Here is a 22,960-nt window from a genome sequence, read left to right as displayed (position 1 = left end):
AGAATTTTGCTTTTGTAAACTCAGAATGTGACTTTCTAATTACAAAATATTGGATAATTTTTCTTGTATACTTATAAAAAGTATAATTAACGGATTGGAAATTCTATGGTACATTTAGTTCAAAAGTATTTAAGCATAAACAATTTTGCAGATCAAAAATTTGCATTCAAAGATTTGTTTGAATCTCATCCTGACTTTCCTAGTTTATTTGCAATTACAGATAGTTTAGAGTTACTGGATATAGAAAATTCAGCACTTAAAATTTCAAAAGATGAGCTGTCCGAATTACCAGATTCTTTTTTGGCAATTTATAATAAAGATTTAGTTTTAGTTACAAAGAGCAAAACTTCAATAAAAATTGAATTTGAAAAAACAGGAGGGAAGAGTTTGTCGTTTGATGATTTTATCAAAGGCTGGAATGGAATTATTTTAGTTATTGAATCCAATCCTACTTCTATAGGCAAAACTTTAAAAACTGCTTTAAAATGGTTCTTTTTTAGTTTGCCAGTTTTTGCCTTATTAATTATTTCAATTTTTAATAATAATTATGATGAGAATGGAATTATTTTCTTTTCAACTTCGGCGGTGGGATTAGTTTTCAGCATTCTAATTGTTAAAGAAAAATTAGGGTTAAAAAATGAAATCGTTTCTCAGTTATGTAATAGAAGTTCAAACACATCATGCGAATCTGTTATTAGCTCAGATAAAGCTAAAATTAACGAATGGCTTAGTTTTTCAGATTTGCCAATCCTCTTTTTTGGAATCAATCTGATATCATTGTTACTTAATCCATCTTACTCAAATAATATAATAGGTTTAGTGAGCTTGCTTTCTTTACCAATAATTGGATATTCAATTTGGATTCAAAAAATGCAATTGAAAAAATGGTGTTTGCTATGTTTAGGAGTATCTTTTCTAATTATGTTTCAAGGTGCTGTATGGGTTTTTATGAAAGATTCATTTATTCCTATTACATTTTCCAATTTGTTTTTTTATCTGTTTTCAATGGTATTGATTAGTTCTTTCTGGTTGATTCAGAGCAAAACATTGGAAAATAAAATTAAAGCAGAAAAAGAAGTAAGTAAATTAAAGAAGTTTAAAAGAAATTATAAAATAGTAAACTTCTTATCTAATGATATACCTGTTTTAAAAGGGCTTGATGAATTAAAAGCTTTAAAATTTGGTGACAACAATGCAGCTGTTCGTATAATTCTTATAGTAAGTCCGAAGTGTAAATATTGCTATAAAGTTTTTGCAGAAGCTTTCGAATTGATTACGAAATATCCTGAAAAAATTTCTCTAAATATTATATTCAACATCAATCCAGATAATAATGATAATCCTTATAAGGTTGTTGCAGAGCATTTGTTGGAAATCAATTTTTTAAACGAAGATTTGGCAAAAGAAGCGATCATAGATTGGTATATGCAGGAAATCAGTTTGAAAAAATGGATAGAAAAGTGGAAAGTGGATTTTATTAGTCCAAAAGTGTACCAACAAATTGAACAGCAATATAATTGGTGTACTGCAAATGAATTCAATTATACACCAGTGAAAATTGTGAATAATAAATTGTTTCCTAACGAATATGAAATTTCTGAACTGAAATATTTTCTAAATGATTATGCTGAGGATAAAGAAGTGTTTAAAAAAAATGATTTAGTTCAAATATAAAAATATATAAAAAATTCTTGCGCAGGATAGACATAAATTCCAAGTGTCTCTAAATGATTGGAATATAAATTAACCCAAATAACATATTATGAAATTTTTAAAAACAAAAGAAGTTAAAAAATTTATTGCTAAAGATGTTCAGAAATTGAATGAAAAACAATTGAAAACAATTGTTGGTGGATATCGTGAAGATGAAATTTGCGAAGACCCAATTAGAGATAGATGGGTTCCTTGTTAATAGGAGCTTTTGATTAAGTCATTATTAATAGTGATTTGACTCAAAAATTAAACTGTCTGCAATTTTATTTGCAGACAGTTTTTTTTATATTAATAGTTTAGGGATAAACAATTTTTTGCATAAAATCTTCCCCATAATGCATACATAAAATCAGCTTTCTCTTTGCTGATATCGGCACAAAATCCTACATGATATTTTGCCTGATGATAATAAACAATTCCTTTGATTATTAGTTTTTTTAGTACCAAATTTCCTGTGTTTTTGTCTCCATTTTAGGTTTTTCTCAATTAATTTAAGATAAGTACAATTTTCAAAGCATTATTGTTCAAATGTTTATGTGTATGTTCTGTAAAAAACAGGTATAAACACCTGTTCCAAAACTCTTTATATAAATTAATTTAGCGATGTAATAAAAAACTGTCAGAACTATTTTTTTATCTGACAAATTATTTACAAATCAAAAAACAAATATTAACCAATTAATTAAAAAATTATGAATGACATTTTTTTAGGATCAATTATGGCTTTTGGTTTTGATTTTGCACCAAGAGGTTGGGCAACATGCAGTGGACAATTAATATCTATAGCTCAAAATACTGCGCTTTTTTCATTACTAGGAACTACTTACGGTGGAAATGGACAAACTACATTTGCTTTACCAGATTTAAGAAGCCGCAGCATGGTAGGTGTTGGTCAGGGACCTGGTTTAAGTCTTATTACTTTGGGAGAAGTTAGCGGAACAGAAAGTGTTACGTTAACAATCAACAATATGCCTATGCACAATCACCAAATCAATGCTGGAACTGGTGCTAATCAGGTAAATTTAGCTACTAGCGCACTTGCTTATAGTGGTGGAACAAATTCTAATGAAACGGATAGTGGTTCTAATTATTTAGGGGCAGCTGGTGCTACACCAAATATTTATTGTGAGCCTACTGGAACTACAGTTAAGGTTGGAGGTATAACTTCTAGTATAGCTGGTTCTACATCTATAGCTGGAGGCAGTCAGCCATTTGGACTTAGAAATCCATATTTGGGTACTAATTTTTGTATTGCTATGGAAGGAGTTTTTCCTCCACGTAGCTAATATTAAGTATAAAACAGAGGTAAAATATTTGCCTCTGTTTTTTAATCTTATTTTATGGATAACGAAATCAAAATAGGAATTTTAATTCCAAAGTCACAACAGTATCCCGGTTTAGATAAAGATTTTATGAGAGGATTAAAGCTTAATGCTCTTAATGTAAAGTTCTTTGTTGAAAGCATTGGTATTGGTGCAGACGAGAACATGATAATTGAGAAAATTCAAAAAATGAATTTTCAGGAAGATATCTCAATTATTATCGGCTTTTTTGGACATTATAATATAACGGAAGTATATAATTATGCTTCAAAAAGTGATATTTTATTACTAGCCGCAGACCTTGGGGCAACTGTACCTTATGAAGCCAAAGCTCAAAAAGGAGTATACATTAATTCATTTGGGCTAAGTGAATCGTGCTTTCATTTAGGTATCTATTTTTCAAACAAGAATTATCAAAAAATTGTTACTTCAACTTCTTTTTATGATTCCGGTTATGGTATGCTTACCGCTATTGAGCAAGCATTAACAGAAAAATCTAATTTTTCAGGGCATTATATAACTCCTTTTTTGCCAAGAGAAAACGAAGCTTTATATATGGATTATACCATTAGCAATCACAAACCCGATGCTGTTTTTGCATTTTACAGTGGTTTATATGCCGAAGAGAATGCCAATTTTATAACTCAAAATAAAATTACCCAAAAATATCCTTTTTATGTTACTCCGTTTTTTATTAATGATAAAATTCTGGAAGAGTATAAAAGCAATCCTTACAATCTTTACGTAGTCAGTTCATGGATGCAAAATGATACTGAAACATTAGATTTTACAAACGAATATTTCAATACTTATTCAGAGAATCCATCTGTTTTTTCGATCCTAGGATATGAAAACGGACTGATATTAAAGAGCATACTTCATAACGCAAGTAATTTTACTAAAAACTCTTTAATTGATGCTATTACAGAATTAAATATTGCCGGACCCAGAGGAACTATTCGCTTTGACAAGGAAACAAACAGAACAATATTTAATCATCATATCTATGAAATAAATCTGGACTCTCCTGATACTATAAGCTTTAGAAAAATTGAAACATTGATAAATGACGGACATTTTATTAAGGCTTTTACCTCAACTACAAAACCTGAAAAATTAGGCGGTTGGCAGAATGCTTATCTGTGTCATTAAACTAAATTGTATGTTATGAAAAAAAAATTACTCTTATTTATTATGCTTTTGTGTTCGTTTTTTGTAGAGCAAAAAATAAATGCACAAGTCAGCGCTGGAGATATTGCCTTTATAGGTTATCAAACCGGAGCGCCTGCCCAAGATGGTTTTACTTTTATTACCTTAAAAGCAATACCAGCCGGTACCACTATCTATTTTACTGATCGTGGTTGGAATCGAACTACTTCGACATGGGTAACAGGAAGTACTGAAATGCATTTGCAATGGAATGTACCAGGTACAGTTCCCGCCGGAACTATTGTTTCGGTAATAGAAACAACAACAGCTGACGTGCTTACTGTTACCGGTACAACAGGTCTTGGTTTAGCATCTGGTTTTACTGGTTTTAACCTGAGCGGGGGAGATCAAATGCTTGCCTATTTATCTTCTGCTGGTGTACAGCCTGTTTCTCCAAACGCACCTACATTTATTGCAGGTGTACATGCAGATTATAATTCTTCAGATTATGATCCTGTTACAACTTGGAATACTGACAATACAAGTGGAGGGAATTCAAGTGCTCTTCCTATGGGATTAACTAATGGTGTAAATTGTATTTCATTATATCCCGGAGTAACTGAAATGGCAAATGCTAAATATACAGGCACCTTAACCGGCACTTCTGCTGATTTATTGGCAAGTATTAATAATCAAGCAAACTGGAGTAAGAGCAATACTGTAGATTTAGGAATTTTACCATCAAACTTTTCTGTTCCTAATGTATCTACGGCTGTAGTGGCAACAGTAAGTTCTGCTGCAGCATCAAATATAAAATCAGTTTCAGCTACGCTCGGAGGTTCCGTATCTGCTGATGGAGGTGATTCATCTGTGGTTAGAGGAATTGTTTGGTCTACATCAGCAAATCCGGTTGTTACCACTAATGCAACAGTTCCAATTGGCAGCGGCACTGGTACATATAGTGCAATAATAACCGGACTTCCAGCAGCTACAACAATACATTTTAGAGCCTATGCCACAAATAGCGCAGGAACGAGTTATGGTAATGATTTAACGTTTACTACTGGAGCAGCATTAACTGCGCCTACTCCTTCAAAAATTGATGTAAGTTGTAATGGAGGCACTACTGGTTCAGCTACAGTATCACCAACAGGAGGAACAACTCCTTATACTTATTCCTGGTCTCCTTCTGGCGGAACTGGTGCAACAGCATCTAATCTTCTTGCTGGAACTTACACCGTGACCGTTACAGATGGTGAATCAACACAAATAACAAGAAGCGTTACTATTAATCAGCCAAATGTATTATCAGGCATAGTTTCTAAAGTTTCGGTTTCATGTAACGGAGATACAAATGGTTCTGCAACCGTTGCTCCATCTGGAGGTACAACTCCATATACTTATTTATGGTCAAATGGTGTTATAACCGCAACCGCATCAAATCTTGTAGCTGGAACATATAGTGTAACAATTACTGATGCGAATTCTTGCACTAAAACAATCAATAATATTGTAATTGATCAGCCACCTGTATTATCGGGTACAGCTAGTACAACTTCAGTTTCATGTTTTGGAGGAACAAATGGTACGGCAACTGTTACAGCTTCTGGTGGTATAGCTCCTTATACCTATTCATGGTCGCCTTCTGGAGGAACGGCTGCAACTGCAAGTGGATTAGCTGCCGGAACTTATAGTATAACAATCACAGATGCTAATTCGTGTTCAACAACGGTAAGCAATATTGTTGTGGGAGGCCCAACGAATGCTTTAGTAGCTTCAGCTGGAGCTCAAACCAATATTTTATGTAATGGATCTGCAACAGGGTCTGCAACAGTAAATGTTACAGGAGGAACTGGCGCTTACACTTATTCTTGGTCACCTTCTGGTGGAACTGCAGCTACAGCTACAGGATTAACAGCTGGAACATACACTGTTACTGTCACTGATGCAAACTCTTGTCAAACTACTCAAAGTTTTACTATTAGCGAGCCGAGTGCTTTAATTGCTTCACCTGTAGCCCAAACAAATATTGCATGCTACGGTGATGCTACTGGATCTGCAACTATTTCAGCTAGTGGAGGAACTGGCTCATATACCTATTCATGGGCACCATCCGGCGGAACTGCAGCTACAGCTACAGGATTAGCGGCTGGAACATATATAGTTACTGTTACGGATGCAAATTTATGTCAATCAACTCAAGCCTTTACGATCACTCAACCTGCTGCTGCGCTATCAGCAACAACTGCGGCAATAGGCGTAAGTTGTTATGGAGGAAGTAATGGCTCTGCAAGTGTAACAGTATCTGGTGGTACTCCGGGATATACTTATCTTTGGGCTCCATTGGGGGGTACAACAAGCTCAGTTAATGGCAGACCAGCAGGAAATTATACTTGTACTATTACAGATGCTAACGGTTGTACTCTTATAAAAAATCTTACAATTAATACTCCCGCAGCATTATCACCAACAATTACAAAAACTGATGTTTCTTGCAATGGAGGAGCGAATGGAACTGCAACAGTAGCCGTAACAGGCGGAACAGGTGCCTATACTTACTCATGGTCTCCTACCGGAGGAACTGCTGCTACTGCTAGTGGGCTTGTAGCTGGTACTTATACCGTAACAATCGCAGATGCTAATATATGTCAGGTTGTTCAAAGCGTTACTATAAATCAACCTGCTCTTCTTACAGCAACACAATCACAAACAAATGTCCTTTGTAATGGTGGTGCTACAGGTACAGCTACAGTAAATGTTTCTGGTGGATCCGGTTCTTATACTTATCTATGGTCGCCTTCTGGTGGAACTGCTGCTACAGCTACAGGGCTAACAATTGGTAATTACAGCTGCTTAGTTACTGATGCTAATGGATGTACCATAACACAAAATTTTACAATTACTCAACCATCACTTTTATCAGCAACAACAAGTCAAATCAATGCAACTTGTTCAACTGGTGGTCAAGCAGCGGTGTCTGTTAGTGGAGGAACTACTCCATATACCTATCTATGGTCGCCATCTGGCGCTACAACTTCAAATGTAACTGGATTGTCAGCTGGTAATTATAGTGTCTTGATTACTGATGCCAATGGTTGTACATTAACTAAAAACTTTGTTGTCACTTCTACAAATACTTTAGTCGCTAGTACTTCGCAAACTAATATATTATGTAATGGATCTGCAACAGGATCAGCTTCTGTCGTACCAAGTGGTGCTCCGGGGCCTTTTACATATGTGTGGTCACCATCTGGAGGAAATACCGATACCGCATCTAATCTTAGTGCAGGCAATTATTCCGTAACAATTACTTCTTCTAATGGTTGTTCGATTGTGAAAAACTTTACAATCACGGAACCTTCGGCGCTTGTGGTTACTCCAAATTCTCAAACAAATGTTTCTTGTAATAGTGGAGCTAATGGTTCTGCAAGCGTTACAGTAACAGGCGGAACAGGTGGTTATACTTATTCATGGGCTCCTTCTGGTGGAACTGCTGCAACAGCTTCAGGGCTTTCTGCAGGAACTTATACCGTTACAGTAAAAGATGCCAACTTATGTACAAAAACACAAAGTTTTACTATTACAGAACCTGCTGCACTTGTTGCAACAACAACTCAAGTAAATGTTTCTTGTAATAGTGGTTCAAACGGATCTGCAACAGTTAATGTAACTGGTGGAACTGGAGCTTACACTTATTCATGGTCTCCTTCTGGCGGAACTGCAGCAACTGCAACAGGATTATTAGCCGGAACTTATACAGTAACCGTTAATGATGCAAATTTATGCCAAACAACTGCCAGCGTTACTATTACACAACCTACAGCTCTTGCGGCTACAACATCTAAAACAAATGTTACTTGTAACGGCTCAAATGACGGAACGGCTACTGTAAATGTAACGGGCGGAACCGGCGCTTATACTTATTCCTGGTCACCTTCTGGCGGAACAGCAGCTACGGCTTCTGGCCTTGCGCCGGGGATTTATGTAGTAACGATTAAAGATGCAAATCTATGTCAAACTACTGCTAGCGTTACTATTACAGAACCTACCTTGCTTACTTCAACTGTTACGTCTACAAATATATCTTGTAATGGTGCAAATAACGGATCAGCAACTGTAACTACAACAGGAGGTACAGGTTCTTACACTTACTTATGGTCTCCTTCTGGTGGAACAGCTGCAACGGCAACTGGTCTTGCACCGGGAAATTATAGTATAAAGGTTACAGACGCTAATTTATGTGTGACTTTAACAACCGTAATTATAACTGAACCTGCAGCACTTGTTGCGACAGCAACTCAAGTAAATGTTTCTTGTAATGGTGGTTCAAACGGATCAGCAACAGTAAATGCGACTGGAGGAACTGCTCCTTATACTTATGCATGGTCACCAACTGGCGGAACTGCAGCAACAGCAACAGGATTATTAGCCGGAACATACACAGTTACTGTTACTGACGCAAATGCATGTCAAACAACCGTAAATGTTGTTATAACTCAACCTGCATTACTAACTGCAACAACTTCTAAAACAGATGTTTCTTGTAATGGTGCAAATGACGGAACCGCAACAGTAAATGCAACTGGTGGAACTGGAGCTTACACTTATTCTTGGGCACCATCTGGCGGAACTGCAGCAACTGCAACAGGATTAAGTCCAAACACTTATACCGTAACAATTACTGATGCCAATGGATGTTTTATTACTAAAACAATAAACATAATCACAACTCCAGATGTAACTGCTCCGGTACCGAACGTTGCCAATCTTCCGGTGATTACTAACTATTGTTCTGTTTTAACATCCGAAATTGCTATTCCAACTGCAACAGATAATTGCTCAGGAGTTATTAATGGAACTACAACTGATCCTTTGACTTATAATGTCGTAGGAACTTATGTTATAACATGGAAATATGCAGATGCAAGTGGAAACAATACTACACAAACGCAAACTATAAAAGTACTTGATTCTCCAATTAGTTTGGTTACTCTAAGTGATGCTGAATTTACATATGATGGAAATCCGCATTCTCTTCAGGTTGCGAATTTGCCAACTGGAGCTACTGTGGTTTATTCTGCAAATAATATTTCGACAAATGCCGGAACTTATGTTGTTACTGCTACAATTACACCATCAGTTAGTTCACCAAATTGTTCACCAATAGTACTAACAGCTAATCTTGTAATCAAGAAAGCTTCACAACAAATTACATTCAGTGCTATTCCGGTTAAGACACTTGGAGCAAATAATAATTTTAATCTCGTAGCAACTTCAAGTGCTGGTTTACCAATAACTTTTACATCTACATACAGTTCAGCATTGCCACCAGCTACAGTTTCAACAACTGGTGCTGTTACTATGCTAAGATCTGGTCAAGTCTTAATTACTGCTCAACAAGCTGGAAATAGTAATTATCTTGCTGCAACAGATGTTTCGCAATTATTAGTAATTCTTAACAACAATATCGACGTTAAGAGCATTACAATAGGATCTAAAGTTTTTGTAAACCCAGGAAAAACAATAAACTATTTATTGCCTTGCGGTGACAATAATCCAACAGTTTCAATTGTCAACGAATCAAATGCGACAATTACGCCTTCTGTAAACTTTACTTTGCAAACTCCAAAACCTGGAATTTATACTCAAAACGCAACGATTACATCCGAAGATGGAAGTACATCTGCCACTTATTCTATTACAGTTGAAAAACCATTTGGTTTCTACGATATAGTACATCAAAAGTTCAACAATGTATTGCTTGTAAACAATAATCCACAAACAAACGGAGGTTATGAATTTGTATCGTACCAATGGTTTAAAAACGGACAATTAGTTGGAACTGGTCAATATTATTCAGCAGGTAATGATACAAGTTCAACTTTAGATGCTAATGCCGATTATATGGTAAAAATGACTACCAAAGATGGAAAAGTTTTACAAACGTGTTCAACAAAAATCAAACTTACAAATTCGCTTCAGGCAAAACTTTATCCTAACCCTGTTGAGGTTGGAAAAGTACTTACAGTAGAAGCGGATTTCCCTAAAGAAGAATTAGAGAAAATGCAAATTAGTCTTTATTCTGTCTCAGGCAAATTAATCAAAACTGTACAATCATCTGCAGTCGTTACCGAAATACAATTACCTGAAACAACTGAAAGCAATATGTATCTTGTAGTTCTGGAAACTCCAAATGCAAAAAAATCTTTCAAAGTAATTGTAAAATAAATAAACCCTGCCAATGCTTGATACAAAGGGCATTGGCATAAATTAAGTTAAGATGAAAAAATATATAAAATCACTTCTTGTAATTGTTGCATTTTTAGCGGCATGTTTTAACAATTATGGTCAGGATAAAAAACACGAGTTCTCAATATCAATAGGAGGTCCATTTTCATTTGTAAAAGCTACTACAATTGGTCAGTCTGTTGAAGGAAATGGAATGAACGCGGGTCTTCGTTATTCTTATTATTTAAATAAAGGATTAAGTATTGGTATTGGTGTGGAATATCAGACATATAATTCTGACTTTAAATTTGGCTCACTAGGAGGTCAATATAATGCTGTTGATGCTGAAAATGAGTCATTTGAATTTAGATACAAAGCAGCAAATTATAGAGAGGAACAAAAATTAGGATATATTAATGTTCCTATTGGTATTCAGTTTGAAACTCCCGGTACATCAAAATTATATGTTGCGGCTGCAGCAAAAATTGGTTTCGCATCAAGCGGAAGTTATCAATCGACAATTTCAAATCTAACAACAAGCGGATATTATCCTCAATACAATGTAGAATTATTTGGCCCTGCATTTGCCGGCTTCGCAAGCACAAATAATGTAGAAACGCCAGAACAGGATCTTAATAACAAAGTTTCATATTCAGTAACTTTTGAAACCGGTTTAAAACAGGTAATCAGTACTAGAAATTCGATATATATTGGAGCCTATTTAGATTATGGATTGAATGATATCTATGATAATAACGAAGCTAAAAACCTTGTACAATATAATCCTGAAATACCTGTTGTTTTGCAATATAACAGTGTGTCTAGTTCAGGTTTTGCTACAAATGGAAGATTAGTCTCTTACGGACTTAAATTAAGATTCGCACTACAATAAATTAAATAAAAATCTATTCTAAGAGCTGTTTCAACTAACAGCTCTTTTTTTTGTTCAGTAAACAGAAGGTTTTAAATAAAACAGAAGGAAAAATTTATTCATAATTTTATTGAATAATAGCTTTTTTTACTCTCTTTTAATAATTACGTTATATTAAAAAATTAAGCATTTTATTTAAAATATAATATATACTTTTATTAACTGATATGAATTGACTAATACAAAAAACAACATGAATTCTCAAAACCAAAAAAATGAAATAAACCGACGCAGATTTTTACAAAGCGGTGTAAAACTGGCAGCTGCCGGCATTTACTTAGGCATGTTTGGTATGCCCAATTTATTCGGAAATGTTTTAATGGATAAAGATTCTGCCAACATCCCAGATGTTAAGCTGAATAATGGCGTAAAAATGCCTATGCTTGGATTTGGAACTTATGGACTTAGAGGAGAAGTATGTCAGCAATCTGTAGCCGATGCTATATCAGTAGGATACCGTCTTATTGATACCGCAAAAGTGTATGGAAATGAAGAAGCGGTAGGTAAAGCAATAAAGCAAAGTGGAATTGATAGAAAACAACTTTTTGTTACTTCGAAACTATGGGTTGATGATGCTGGTTATGAGAATGCTAAAAAAGGTTTTGAAGAGACACTTACAAAATTAGGACTCGAATATCTTGATCTGTATCTTATTCATCGTCCAAGAGGTGATGTAAAAGGATCCTGGAAAGCAATGGAAGAACTTTACGCGGCTGGAAAAATCAGAGCTATAGGAATAAGTAACTTCGATTCAGAACAGCTGGCCGATCTTTTGTCTTATGCTCAGGTAAAACCGGTAGTGAATCAGATTGAGACACATGCTTATTTTCAGCAAGGCAATTCATATAATTTGCTGAAGAAACATAATGTTCAGATGGAAGCATGGGCACCTTTTGCTGAAGGTCGAAATGGACTTTTTACAGATGAAGTATTTGCTCAAATTGCGAAAAAGTACAACAAAACAGTTGCTCAGGTCAATTTGAGATGGCATTATCAGCGTGGTATTGTTGCGATTCCAAGATCTTCCCAAAAGGCACATATTGTAGAAAATCTGAATATATTTGATTTCAAACTTAATCATGAAGACATAAGTGCAATTGAAAAGCTGGATTTAAATAAAACCCAGTTTCCGGAATGGAGCTAAAGCAGCGCTGCTAAAACAAGTATGTTGCTATATTTTTATTGTAAAAAAGCCTCTTTTATTGGAGGCTTTTTCTTTTTGCTATTTAGCCTGAAATGAATAATTTTTTATTGAAGAGAGTGGAGGAGTTTTTTTTCAATAGGATAAATAGAATATAATAGTCTTTTTTTATAAAACTAGTTGATTTTACTTTTCCCATTCATTTTCATAGTACAAAAGGTCTTCTTCATATGAAGTAGTATCGGTTCCAAATCCTTCGGGCGCATAATATTGTTTTTCGTATTCCATAAGAGTGTTTGATTTTAATTGTTTCTGACCTTTCTATTATCCAATAGAATAATTTAAAACTAAGTTTTTACCAGAAGAGAAATTTATATGATTTTGATTTAGTGTTTTAAAATTTGCATTCGTCAACCTTCTAATGAAAATCATTTTTTATTATGATAGAATGAGAAAATTGCAACTATTAGGAAGTAAAAGCTTTTGCCGGAATTTTTAATTTTTCTTATATCTTTTTGGCATATTAAATTTAAAACTTTAGTAGTGTTATTGCGTTATGTGTTTTTTATCTGTTATATTTTTATTGATTTAAAAAAATAAATGATAAAACAACCGGTTGTGTATTAAAATGTTTTTCTATATTTGTAAAATATACACTTATTAATTAGAAAGAAATTTGAGGTAAGTGCTCTAATTCAATTGATTTTTTTAATAATTAAGATTTAACAAGATGAACCAAAAACAAATTTATTGCCTGTCGGTATTACTATTTTTTCTTTTCTCTTTTAATGTAATGACAGTTAAAAACAGCTTTAAAAATGGGTCAATTAAAGAAATGCCTATTTTTTCAAATGTCATTTATCAGGGAGATGATCTTATATATAAAAATAACCCTTTAAAACCAGATGAATTTTATACTCCAATTTTACAAGGATGTTATCCTGATCCGGCTTTAACTCGAAAAGGAGATGACTATTATATGGTTTGTTCTTCATTTGCTATGTTTCCCGGAGTGCCAATTTTCCATTCTAAAGATTTAGTGAATTGGACCGACTTGGGTGGAGTATTAAATAAAGTTTCAGAATTTAATCCGCACGATACCGGAATTAGTCAGGGCGTATATGCACCAGGTATAACTTATAATCCACATAATGATACTTTTTATATGATTGTAACCGCCTTTACAGGAGGAATGGGTAACATTATAGTAAAAACTAAAGATCCTATGAAAGGGTGGGGAAGTCCAATAAAATTAGGTTTTGATGGAATTGACCCGTGTATTTTCTTTGATGATAACGGAAAAGGATATATCGTACACAACGATGCTCCAGACAAAGGAAAAGCATTGTACGAAGGTCATCGCGTAATTAAAGTTTGGGAATATGATCTTGTAAATGATAAAGTAATCCCAGGTTCTGATAAAATTATTGTAGACGGAGGTGTAGATCTTTCTAAAAAACCAATTTGGATTGAAGCACCACATTTGTATAAAAAAGACGGACGTTATTATTTAATGTGTGCCGAAGGAGGAACTGGAGATAATCATAGTGAAGTTATTTTTATCAGCGATAATCCAAAAGGGACATTCAAACCCGCATCTAATAATCCAATCTTGACACAACGTTATTTTCCACAAAACAGGACTGATAAAGTGGATTGGGCAGGACATGCCGATTTAGTTCTTGGACCTGATAATAAATATTACGGTGTGTTTCTGGGTATTCGTCCAAATGATAAAAACAGAGTGAACACGGGCCGTGAAACGTTTATGTTGCCTGTAGATTGGTCTGGAATTTTTCCTGTTTTTGAAAACGGATTAGTTCCTCTTGAGCCAAAAATAAAAATGCCGAAAGGAGTTACTGAAAACAAAACAGGCAAAGACGGATTTTTTCCTAATGGAAATTTTACGTTCACTGAAAATTTCACATCTGAAAAATTAGATTACAGATGGATAGGACTTAGAGGGCCTCGAGAAAGTTTTAGTACAGTAACTAAAAAAGGACTACAAATCAAGCCTTTTGAAGTTAATATTAAAGAAGTAAAACCAACTTCGACACTTTTTTACAGACAGCAGCACAATACTTTTTCTTTTGCATCAACAATAGATTATAAACCTGCATCTGAAAAGGATTTGGCAGGAATTGTTTGCCTCCAGAGCGAACGCTTTAACTATGTTTTTGGTATAACCAAAAAAGGAAAAGATACCTATGTAGTATTACAAAGAACAGAAAAGGGGCAATCAAAAATTATTGCAAGCACTAAAATTGAAATCAAAAAGAATATCCGTCTGCAGGTTAAGGCAACAGGTGACAGTTACCAATTTAGCTATGCTCTAAATGGTGTTGATTTTGAAAATTTGGGAGGAAGCGTTTCTGGAGATATTCTTTCAACAAATGTGGCTGGAGGTTTTACAGGAGCTTTGGTAGGTTTATACGCGACCGCAGCAAATGATGCTCATGCTGAGTAAAAAGAGAGATCTTTAAAAACAATTGAATTTTATAATTCAGGCATTTAAATAATAATTTTTGACACTAAATACCACCATATAATGACATCAATAATTAGATTTTTTGCATTTACTGTTCTTTTATTACTAGGACAAAAAGGATATTCCCAAGACCCAAATTTTCATGTCTACTTAAGCTTTGGCCAATCAAATATGGAAGGTTATGCCAAAATTGAGTCTCAGGACATCACTGCAGTTGATGATCGATTTCAGGTCTTGGAAACAGTAGATTGTCCTGAAATTGGACGTTCAAAGGGGAATTGGTACACTGCTGTTCCTCCATTATGCCGATGTACTACCGGGTTGACTCCAGTGGATTATTTTGGGAGAACTTTAATTGCCAATCTGCCAAAGAATATAAAAGTTGGTGTTATAAATGTAGCTGTCGGAGGTTGTAAAATCGAGCTTTTTGATAAGGATAAAACATCAGAATATGTTGCAACGGCACCAGACTGGATGAAAGGTATTCTAAAACAATACAACGACAATCCATATCAAAGATTGGTTGAAATGGCTAAGATTGCTCAAAAAAAAGGTGTAATTAAAGGAATTTTACTGCATCAAGGAGAGTCTAATACTGGTGATACGCTTTGGCCGAAAAAGGTAAAAATCGTTTACGATAATTTGATGAAAGATTTGAATCTCGACCCTAATAAAGTTCCATTGCTTTCGGGAGAAACGGTAAATGAAGACCAAAATGGCAAATGCGGAAGTATGAATAAAATCATAGCCACACTTCCTAAAACAATACCTAATTCCTATGTTATTTCTTCAAGCGGATGTAAAGCTGAAGCCGATAATTTGCATTTTAACGCAGCAGGTTATCGCGATTTAGGAAATCGTTATGGCGAGAAAATGTTATCGTTGTTAGGGTATAAATTGTATAATGGAAAAGATTTTTTCAGGGTTAGCGCGCCAATTGGTTTTGATCAGGTAAATTCAAACGTAGCGACCGGTAAAGTAGAAATGATTAGTTATGAATCTAAAACAGTTGGATCCATAAGAAAAGCCAATGTATATACGCCGCCGGGCTTTAATACAAAGAAAAAATACGCTGTTTTGTATCTTTTGCATGGAATAGGCGGTGATGAAAATGAATGGCTAAAAGGAGGAAATCCACAAATTATATTAGATAATCTTTATGCTGAAGGAAAATTAGAACCTATGATCGTTGTGATGCCAAACGGAAGAGCGATGAAAGATGATAGTGCTTCAGGAAATATAATGGCTCCGGATAAAGTACAAGCCTTTTCAACCTTTGAAAAAGATTTACTGACCGATTTAATTCCATTTATCGAAAAAAAATACCCTGTTTATAAAGACAGAGAGCACCGCGCAATTGCCGGTTTATCAATGGGCGGAGGACAATCTTTGAATTTCGGTTTAGGAAACCTGGATAAATTTGCATGGGTTGGTGCATTTTCAGCTGCACCAAATACCAAAATGCCTGAAGAATTGCTTCCGAATCCCGAAGAAGCAAAAAAGAAATTAAAACTACTTTGGATTTCCTGTGGTGATAATGATTGGCTGATCATGAACAGCAAGCGCACACATGATTATTTATATAAAAATGATGTGCCTCATATTTACTATTTAGAACCTGGTGTGCATGATTTTAAAGTTTGGAAAAACGGATTATATATGTTTTCGCAGTTTTTATTTAAACCTGTAGATCAGTCCATTTTTTCAGAATATACGATTTTAGGCGATCAGGCTCAGACCAACATCCGTAATGCTAAGTATCCTCAAATATTGCCGGATAATCGTGTGGTTTTTAAAATAAAAGCGCCAGAAGCTTCGAAAGTACAGATTGATTTAGGCAAAAAATATGATATGTCGAGAGATTCAGATGGATTATGGACTACCACAACGAGCGTAATCAATAAAGGTTTTAATTATTACTCGTTACTAATTGATGGTGTGGCCGTTGCTGATCCGTCAAGCGAAACCTTTTATGGTATGGGACGTATGGCAAGCGGTATTGAAATTCCGAATAAAGAAGGCGATTTTTATGCCTTAAAAATGGTTCCGCATGGCGATGTCAGAATTAAAAAATACTTTTCAAAAGCAACTAATTCTTGGCGTGAAATGTATGTTTATACTCCTCCAGGTTATGAAAATTCGACCGAAAAATATCCTGTTTTATATCTGTTGCATGGAGGAGGCGAGGACCAAACCGGATGGGCCACTCAAGGTAAGGCGAATTTAATCTTAGACAATTTAATAGCCGAAAAGAAAGCAAAACCTATGGTAATCGTTATGCTGGATGGCAATATGGGAAATACAGGAGGAGTTGCCGGTTTTAATGAAAATGCTTTGAAAGCTTTTGAAAATGAATTAAAAAATGGCGCAATTCCTTTTGTTGAAAGTAATTTTAAAGTTGCAACAGATGCTAAAAACAGAGCTTTAGCTGGATTGTCGATGGGAGGCTTGCAGACACTTTATGCAGGTATTAAAAACTCAGATATGTTTTCCAGTATAGGCTTATTTAGCTCTGGCTGGTGGGCAAATAATGACACATTATCAGGACCTCAATATGAGTTTATGAAAAATAATACTGCAACCATTAATTCAAATATTAAAAATTTTTGGATTTCAATGGGCGGTAAGGAAGATATCGCTTATGAAAATTGCAAAATAATGATGAGCAAGTTTGACCAAATGGGTATTAAATATCAATATAGTGAGTATTCGGGAGGTCATACCTGGCCGGTATGGAGACATGATTTATTTATGTTTGCTCCTTTGTTATTTAATTAATTCAAATGCGTCAATGAATCCCAAAAGACAACAAAAAAAGTTATGAAAACATATTTAATTGCCATAGTACTGTTTTTTGGAATTTCATTATCTGCACAACAGACAAATGATTTAAAGCTTTGGTATAAAAATCCTGCCGGTACAGTTTGGGAAAATGCCTTGCCAATTGGAAATGGTTTTCAAGGCGCTATGGTATATGGGAATGTAGAAAAAGAAATTTTTCAATTAAATGAAGCAAGCGTATGGAGTGGAAGTCCGAACAGAAATGACAATCCTGATGCAAAAAATGCATTGAGTGAAATTCGAAGACTTATTTTTCAGAAGGAATATAAAAAAGCTGAAAAACTCATTAATGAAAATATAATCACTAAAAAATCCCACGGGCAAATGTTTCAGCCCGTAGGAAACTTAGAACTGGATTTTTCGAATCATCAAAACTTTACCGATTATTACCGAGAACTTAATATAGAGAATGCTATTGCAAAAACAGTTTATAAAGTACAAGGCATTATTTATACCCGAGAAGCATTTATGTCTTTTCTTGATCGGGTTTTAGTGATAAAACTCTCTGCTGATAAACCGGGTAAAATATCATTTACAGCAGCTTTCACTTCTGAACATAAAAAACAGGAAATTAAAGTTGAAAACAAGAATGAAATTTCACTTTCGGGAACAACAAGTGATCATGAAGGTGTAGATGGAAAAGTCAATTTTAACGCATTAGCGAGGTTTAAAGTTAACGGTGGAATTACAAAAACTTCTGGCAATTCTATAAAAATTGAAGGCGCAGATTCCGTTTTGATTTATGTGTCAATTGTGAGTAATTTTATTAATTACAACGATATCAGCGGTAATGAAAAGGAATTTGCAAAATCTTTTTTAGACAAGGCATTTGATAAGAAATATGATATAATGAAGAAAGCTCATATTGCTTATTATCAAAAGTATTTTAAAAAAGTAAAACTTGATTTGGGCGTAACTACCGCATCTAAGTTTCCAACAGATGAAAGACTGGCGAATTTCAGGAATGTTTCAGATCCATCTTTTGTAACGCTTTATTTTCAATACGGACGATATTTATTGATTTCATCTTCACAACCAGGTGGTCAGCCTGCCAATTTGCAAGGTATTTGGAATCACAGCATGAATCCAGCGTGGGACAGTAAATATACGATCAATATAAATACCGAAATGAATTACTGGCCAGCTGAGAAAACCAATTTATCAGAAATGCATGAGCCTCTTTTAAAAATGATTCAGGAATTAGCTCAAACCGGAAAAGAAACGGCAAAAGTAATGTACGGAGCCCGTGGCTGGATGGCGCATCATAATACGGATATATGGAGAATTAACGGTGCTGTTGATGGCGCAACTTGGGGTGTTTGGAATGCTGGTGGAGGGTGGCTGAGTCAACATCTTTGGGAGCATTATCTTTATACTGGGGATAAGGACTATCTTCAATCAGTATATGAAGTGCTTAAAGGAGCTGCCGATTTTTATGCTGATTTCCTTGTAAAAGATCCTGAAAATGGTTGGCTGGTCGTTGCTCCAGGAAATTCGCCGGAAAATAGTCCGGAAGCGCATCAAGGTTCAGCAGTCACTGCAGGATCAACGATGGATAATCAAATTGTTTTTGATGTTTTTAGCACTGCAATAAAAGCGTCCGAAGCATTAGGAAAAGATAAACAATATGCCGATAGTTTGAGAACGTTGCGAAGCATGCTTCCGCCAATGCAAATAGGAAAACATAATCAGCTTCAGGAATGGATGGATGATGTAGATGATCCCAAAGATAATCATCGTCATATTTCACATTTGTACGGTTTGTATCCTTCTAATCAGATTTCGGCTTATAAAACGCCTGAACTTTTTGCAGCAGCAAAGAATACATTGTTGCAAAGAGGCGATATTTCTACAGGATGGAGTATGGGCTGGAAAGTAAACTGGTGGGCAAAAATGCAGGATGGAAACCACGCTTATAGTTTAATTAAAAACCAATTAACTCCGCTTGGTGTAAATACTGGCGGAGGCGGTACTTATAATAATCTTTTTGATGCACATCCACCTTTTCAAATTGATGGGAATTTTGGATGCACATCGGGAATTACAGAAATGTTGATGCAAAGTTCAGATGAGGCCATTCATTTACTTCCCGCTCTTCCAGATGCTTTGAAAGAATATGGAGAAATAACAGGTTTGAAAGCAAGAGGAGGATTTGAAATTAAAGATATGAAATGGAAAAATGGAAAATTAATTGCTGTCAGTATTCAGTCCAATCTTGGAGGAAACCTTAGATTGAGAACTCCAAATCAAATCATTGCCAAAAATAAAATGAATTTTAAAACTGCTTCGGGAGTTAATTCAAATGTTTTTTACCAAACAAACGAGGTCAAAAAGCCCATTATAGCTAAAGAAGCTTCTATTAAACCTTTGGAGATTCAACCAACATTTTTATATGATATTGGTACTGAAAAAGGTAAAATATACAATTTCTCAATTAAGGAATAAATAATTCAATTGTATTTATTTCATTAAAAGCAGCGAAGATTAAAAGACGAATTTTAAAAATGTTCACATTAAATTCAAAGAAAACATGAAAAATCAGTTTGTATTTATAATAAGTTTACTATCGTTTTTTTGTGCCAATGCACAGCAATATCCTTTTAAGAATCCTTCTCTTAGTTCGGCAGAACGTGCAAAAGATCTAATTTCACGATTGACACTCGAAGAAAAAGCAGCATTAATGTGCGATCAAAGTGATGCCATACCACGATTAGGAATCAAAAAATTCAATTGGTGGAGTGAAGCTTTACACGGTTATGCTAATAATGATAATGTAACGGTTTTTCCTGAGCCTATTGGGATGGCAGCATCATTTGATGATCAGTTGCTATATCATGTTTTTGACGCTGTTTCAGATGAAGCTCGTGCTAAATACAATCAGTGGATTAAAAACGGTAATGAAAATAAGCGTTTTTTAAGTCTTTCGGTTTGGACTCCGAATGTAAATATATTTAGAGATCCGCGCTGGGGTCGTGGCCAGGAAACTTATGGAGAAGACCCATATCTTACTTCGCGAATGGGAATCTCTGTTGTTAAAGGATTGCAAGGTCCTGCGGATGCTAAATACCGAAAACTTTTGGCTTGTGCGAAACATTTTGCGGTTCATTCTGGACCTGAGTGGAGCAGGCACGAATTGAATCTTAATAATGTTAATCCGCGAGAATTGTACGAAACGTATCTGCCAGCATTTAAATCATTGGTTCAGGATGCCGATGTTCGTCAGGTAATGTGTGCTTATCAGCGTTTAGATGATGAACCATGTTGTAGTAATACTCGTTTATTGCAAGGCATTCTTCGTGACGAATGGGGTTATAAATATATGGTAGTATCGGATTGCGGAGCGGTTACTGATTTTTATACCACTCATAAAGTTTCGTCTGATGCTACACATGCGGCATCTAAAGCCGTACTTGCAGGAACTGATGTCGAATGCGTTTGGGAAAAATATCCTTTTAAAAATTTGCCAGAAGCAGTAGAGAAAGATTTAATAAAAGAATCTGATATTAACAAAAGCTTACTTCGCGTTTTAATTGGGCGTTTTGATTTGGGTGAAATGGATGATGATGCCACTGTTCCGTGGACTCAAATTCCAGCAACCGTACTTAATAGTAAAGAGCATCAAAAGTTAGCGCTTGAAATGGCTCAGGAGTCAATGACACTTTTGCAAAATAAAAATAATATTCTTCCTTTAAATAAAACAATTCACAAAGTGGCAGTTATTGGTCCAAATGCCGACGATGAACCAATGTTATGGGGAAATTATAACGGTACGCCCGTAAAAACGACAACTATTAAAAACGGAATAGAATCAAAAATTACGGCTAATAAAATCTTTTATGATAAAGGTTGTGATTTAGTAGAAGATAAAGTAAATCAAAGTTATTTCAGTCAAATTTCATTTGAAGGAAAAAAAGGGATGAAGGCAACTTTCTGGAATAACCCGAATAGGGAAGGTATTCCAGTTGTCTCACAACAGATTTTAAATCCTATAAAAATGACAACTGCCGGTCAGCATGAATTTGCTTCTGGAGTTAAATTAGAAGGATTTTCGGCAAAATATGAGACAGAATTTTTAGCCACGTCAAATGATACACTTGTATTTAAAACAGGAGCTTGCGGCGTTTTCGAATTACTAGTTGACGGAATTTCAAAAGCAAAATATACTACTTGGAGAACGTTGCCAGGAAAAATTCCATTTGTAGTTGAAGCGGGTAAAAAATATAAAATCGAAATTCTGTATGCTCAGTCAAACAATTGGCAGGCGAATCTTGAATTTGATTTCGGAAAAGAGTTTGATATAGATTTCGGAGGATTAATCCAGAAATTAAAAGGCATTGATACTGTGGTTTTTGTAGGTGGACTTTCGACTTTGCTTGAGGGCGAAGAAATGCCGGTTTCTTATCCGGGTTTTAAAGGCGGTGACAGAACGAATATAGAACTTCCTGCAGTTCAAAGAAAATGTTTGCAAGAATTAAAAGCTGCTGGTAAAAAAGTGGTTTTTGTAAACTGCTCAGGTTCTGCAATTGCTTTAACGCCAGAGACATCAAGTTGCGATGCCATTTTACAAGCATGGTATCCAGGAGAATTGGGAGGTCAGGCTGTCGCCGATGTACTTTTTGGAGATTATAATCCTGGCGGAAAACTTCCGGTTTCATTTTATAAAAACTCAGACATTTTAGGCGATTTTGAAGACTATTCAATGAAAGGACGCACATACAGATATACAACAGATGTTTTGTTCCCTTTTGGTTTTGGTTTGAGTTATTCTAAATTCAATATAAGTACAGCAAAACTGTCCAAGACAAAAATAAAATCAAATGAAAGTACACAATTGAATTTTTCAATAAAAAATGTCAGTAAACTTCCAGGAACAGAGATTGTTCAGGTATACATCAAAAAATTAAATGATACAGATGGTCCATTAAAAACCTTAAAAGCTTTTAAACGAATCAATTTAAAAGCGGGAGAAAGTCAAAATGTAACTATTGATTTGCCGTCGTCTTCATTTGAATTTTATGATCAAAATATTAAAAATATGAAGGTAATTCCAGGTGAGTATGAGGTGTATTATGGTAATAGTTCAGCCACTGAAGATCTAAAAATGACTAAAGTAATTGTTCAGTAATTTACAGGGATTCGGCGCCTGC

11 protein-coding genes are annotated in these 22,960 nt (G+C 35.0%); all 11 read left to right on the top strand.

What is annotated here, in order from left to right; all coding sequences use genetic code 11:
• The first annotated feature begins 105 nt into the window (after positions 1-105).
• The 11 genes from GQ47_RS19985 (at position 106) to xyl3A (ending at position 22,938) form a co-directional block, all read left to right on the top strand.
• Positions 106-1,674, top strand: a complete 1,569-nt coding sequence (locus GQ47_RS19985; RefSeq protein ID WP_035652230.1) for a vitamin K epoxide reductase family protein — start codon at positions 106-108, stop codon at positions 1,672-1,674.
• An 88-nt stretch (positions 1,675-1,762) separates the two neighbouring features.
• Positions 1,763-1,912: a bacteriocin gene (locus GQ47_RS23500; protein WP_152561060.1), complete on the top strand. Its 150-nt coding sequence runs from the start codon at positions 1,763-1,765 to the stop codon at positions 1,910-1,912.
• A gap of 493 nt (positions 1,913-2,405) precedes the next feature.
• The gene (locus GQ47_RS19980) at positions 2,406-2,999 is read left to right on the top strand and encodes a phage tail protein (RefSeq protein ID WP_035652228.1); all 594 of its coding nucleotides are present in this window, start codon (positions 2,406-2,408) and stop codon (positions 2,997-2,999) included.
• Between the two features lie 54 nt (positions 3,000-3,053).
• Positions 3,054-4,187, top strand: coding sequence for an ABC transporter substrate-binding protein (locus tag GQ47_RS19975; RefSeq protein ID WP_035652225.1), 1,134 nt, complete (start codon positions 3,054-3,056; stop codon positions 4,185-4,187).
• Positions 4,188-4,202: 15 nt separating this feature from the next.
• A complete protein-coding gene (locus GQ47_RS23490; protein WP_051951675.1) occupies positions 4,203-10,412 on the top strand; it encodes a T9SS type A sorting domain-containing protein in 6,210 nt (2,069 codons plus the stop codon).
• A gap of 52 nt (positions 10,413-10,464) precedes the next feature.
• Positions 10,465-11,304, top strand: coding sequence for a porin family protein (locus GQ47_RS19965; RefSeq protein WP_035652223.1), 840 nt, complete (start codon positions 10,465-10,467; stop codon positions 11,302-11,304).
• A 232-nt stretch (positions 11,305-11,536) separates the two neighbouring features.
• On the top strand, positions 11,537-12,487 hold the full coding sequence (locus GQ47_RS19960; RefSeq protein ID WP_035652221.1) for an aldo/keto reductase: 951 nt from the start codon (positions 11,537-11,539) through the stop codon (positions 12,485-12,487).
• A 790-nt stretch (positions 12,488-13,277) separates the two neighbouring features.
• Positions 13,278-14,951, top strand: a complete 1,674-nt coding sequence (locus GQ47_RS19955; RefSeq protein ID WP_238568016.1) for a glycoside hydrolase family 43 protein — start codon at positions 13,278-13,280, stop codon at positions 14,949-14,951.
• 81 nt (positions 14,952-15,032) lie between these two features.
• Complete coding sequence (locus GQ47_RS19950; RefSeq protein ID WP_035652216.1) at positions 15,033-17,750, top strand: alpha/beta hydrolase-fold protein; 2,718 nt, start codon at positions 15,033-15,035, stop codon at positions 17,748-17,750.
• 42 nt (positions 17,751-17,792) lie between these two features.
• On the top strand, positions 17,793-20,258 hold the full coding sequence (locus GQ47_RS19945) for a glycoside hydrolase family 95 protein (RefSeq protein WP_035652213.1): 2,466 nt from the start codon (positions 17,793-17,795) through the stop codon (positions 20,256-20,258).
• A gap of 85 nt (positions 20,259-20,343) precedes the next feature.
• A complete protein-coding gene (xyl3A, locus tag GQ47_RS19940; RefSeq protein ID WP_035652211.1) occupies positions 20,344-22,938 on the top strand; it encodes a xylan 1,4-beta-xylosidase in 2,595 nt (864 codons plus the stop codon).
• Positions 22,939-22,960 lie beyond the last annotated feature (22 nt).

The organism is Flavobacterium sp. ASV13 (assembly GCF_000745775.1).
Classification (GTDB): domain Bacteria; phylum Bacteroidota; class Bacteroidia; order Flavobacteriales; family Flavobacteriaceae; genus Flavobacterium.
The sequence above is the reverse complement of the archived record's forward strand: the minus strand, read 5'-3'. Positions and strand labels throughout refer to the sequence as shown.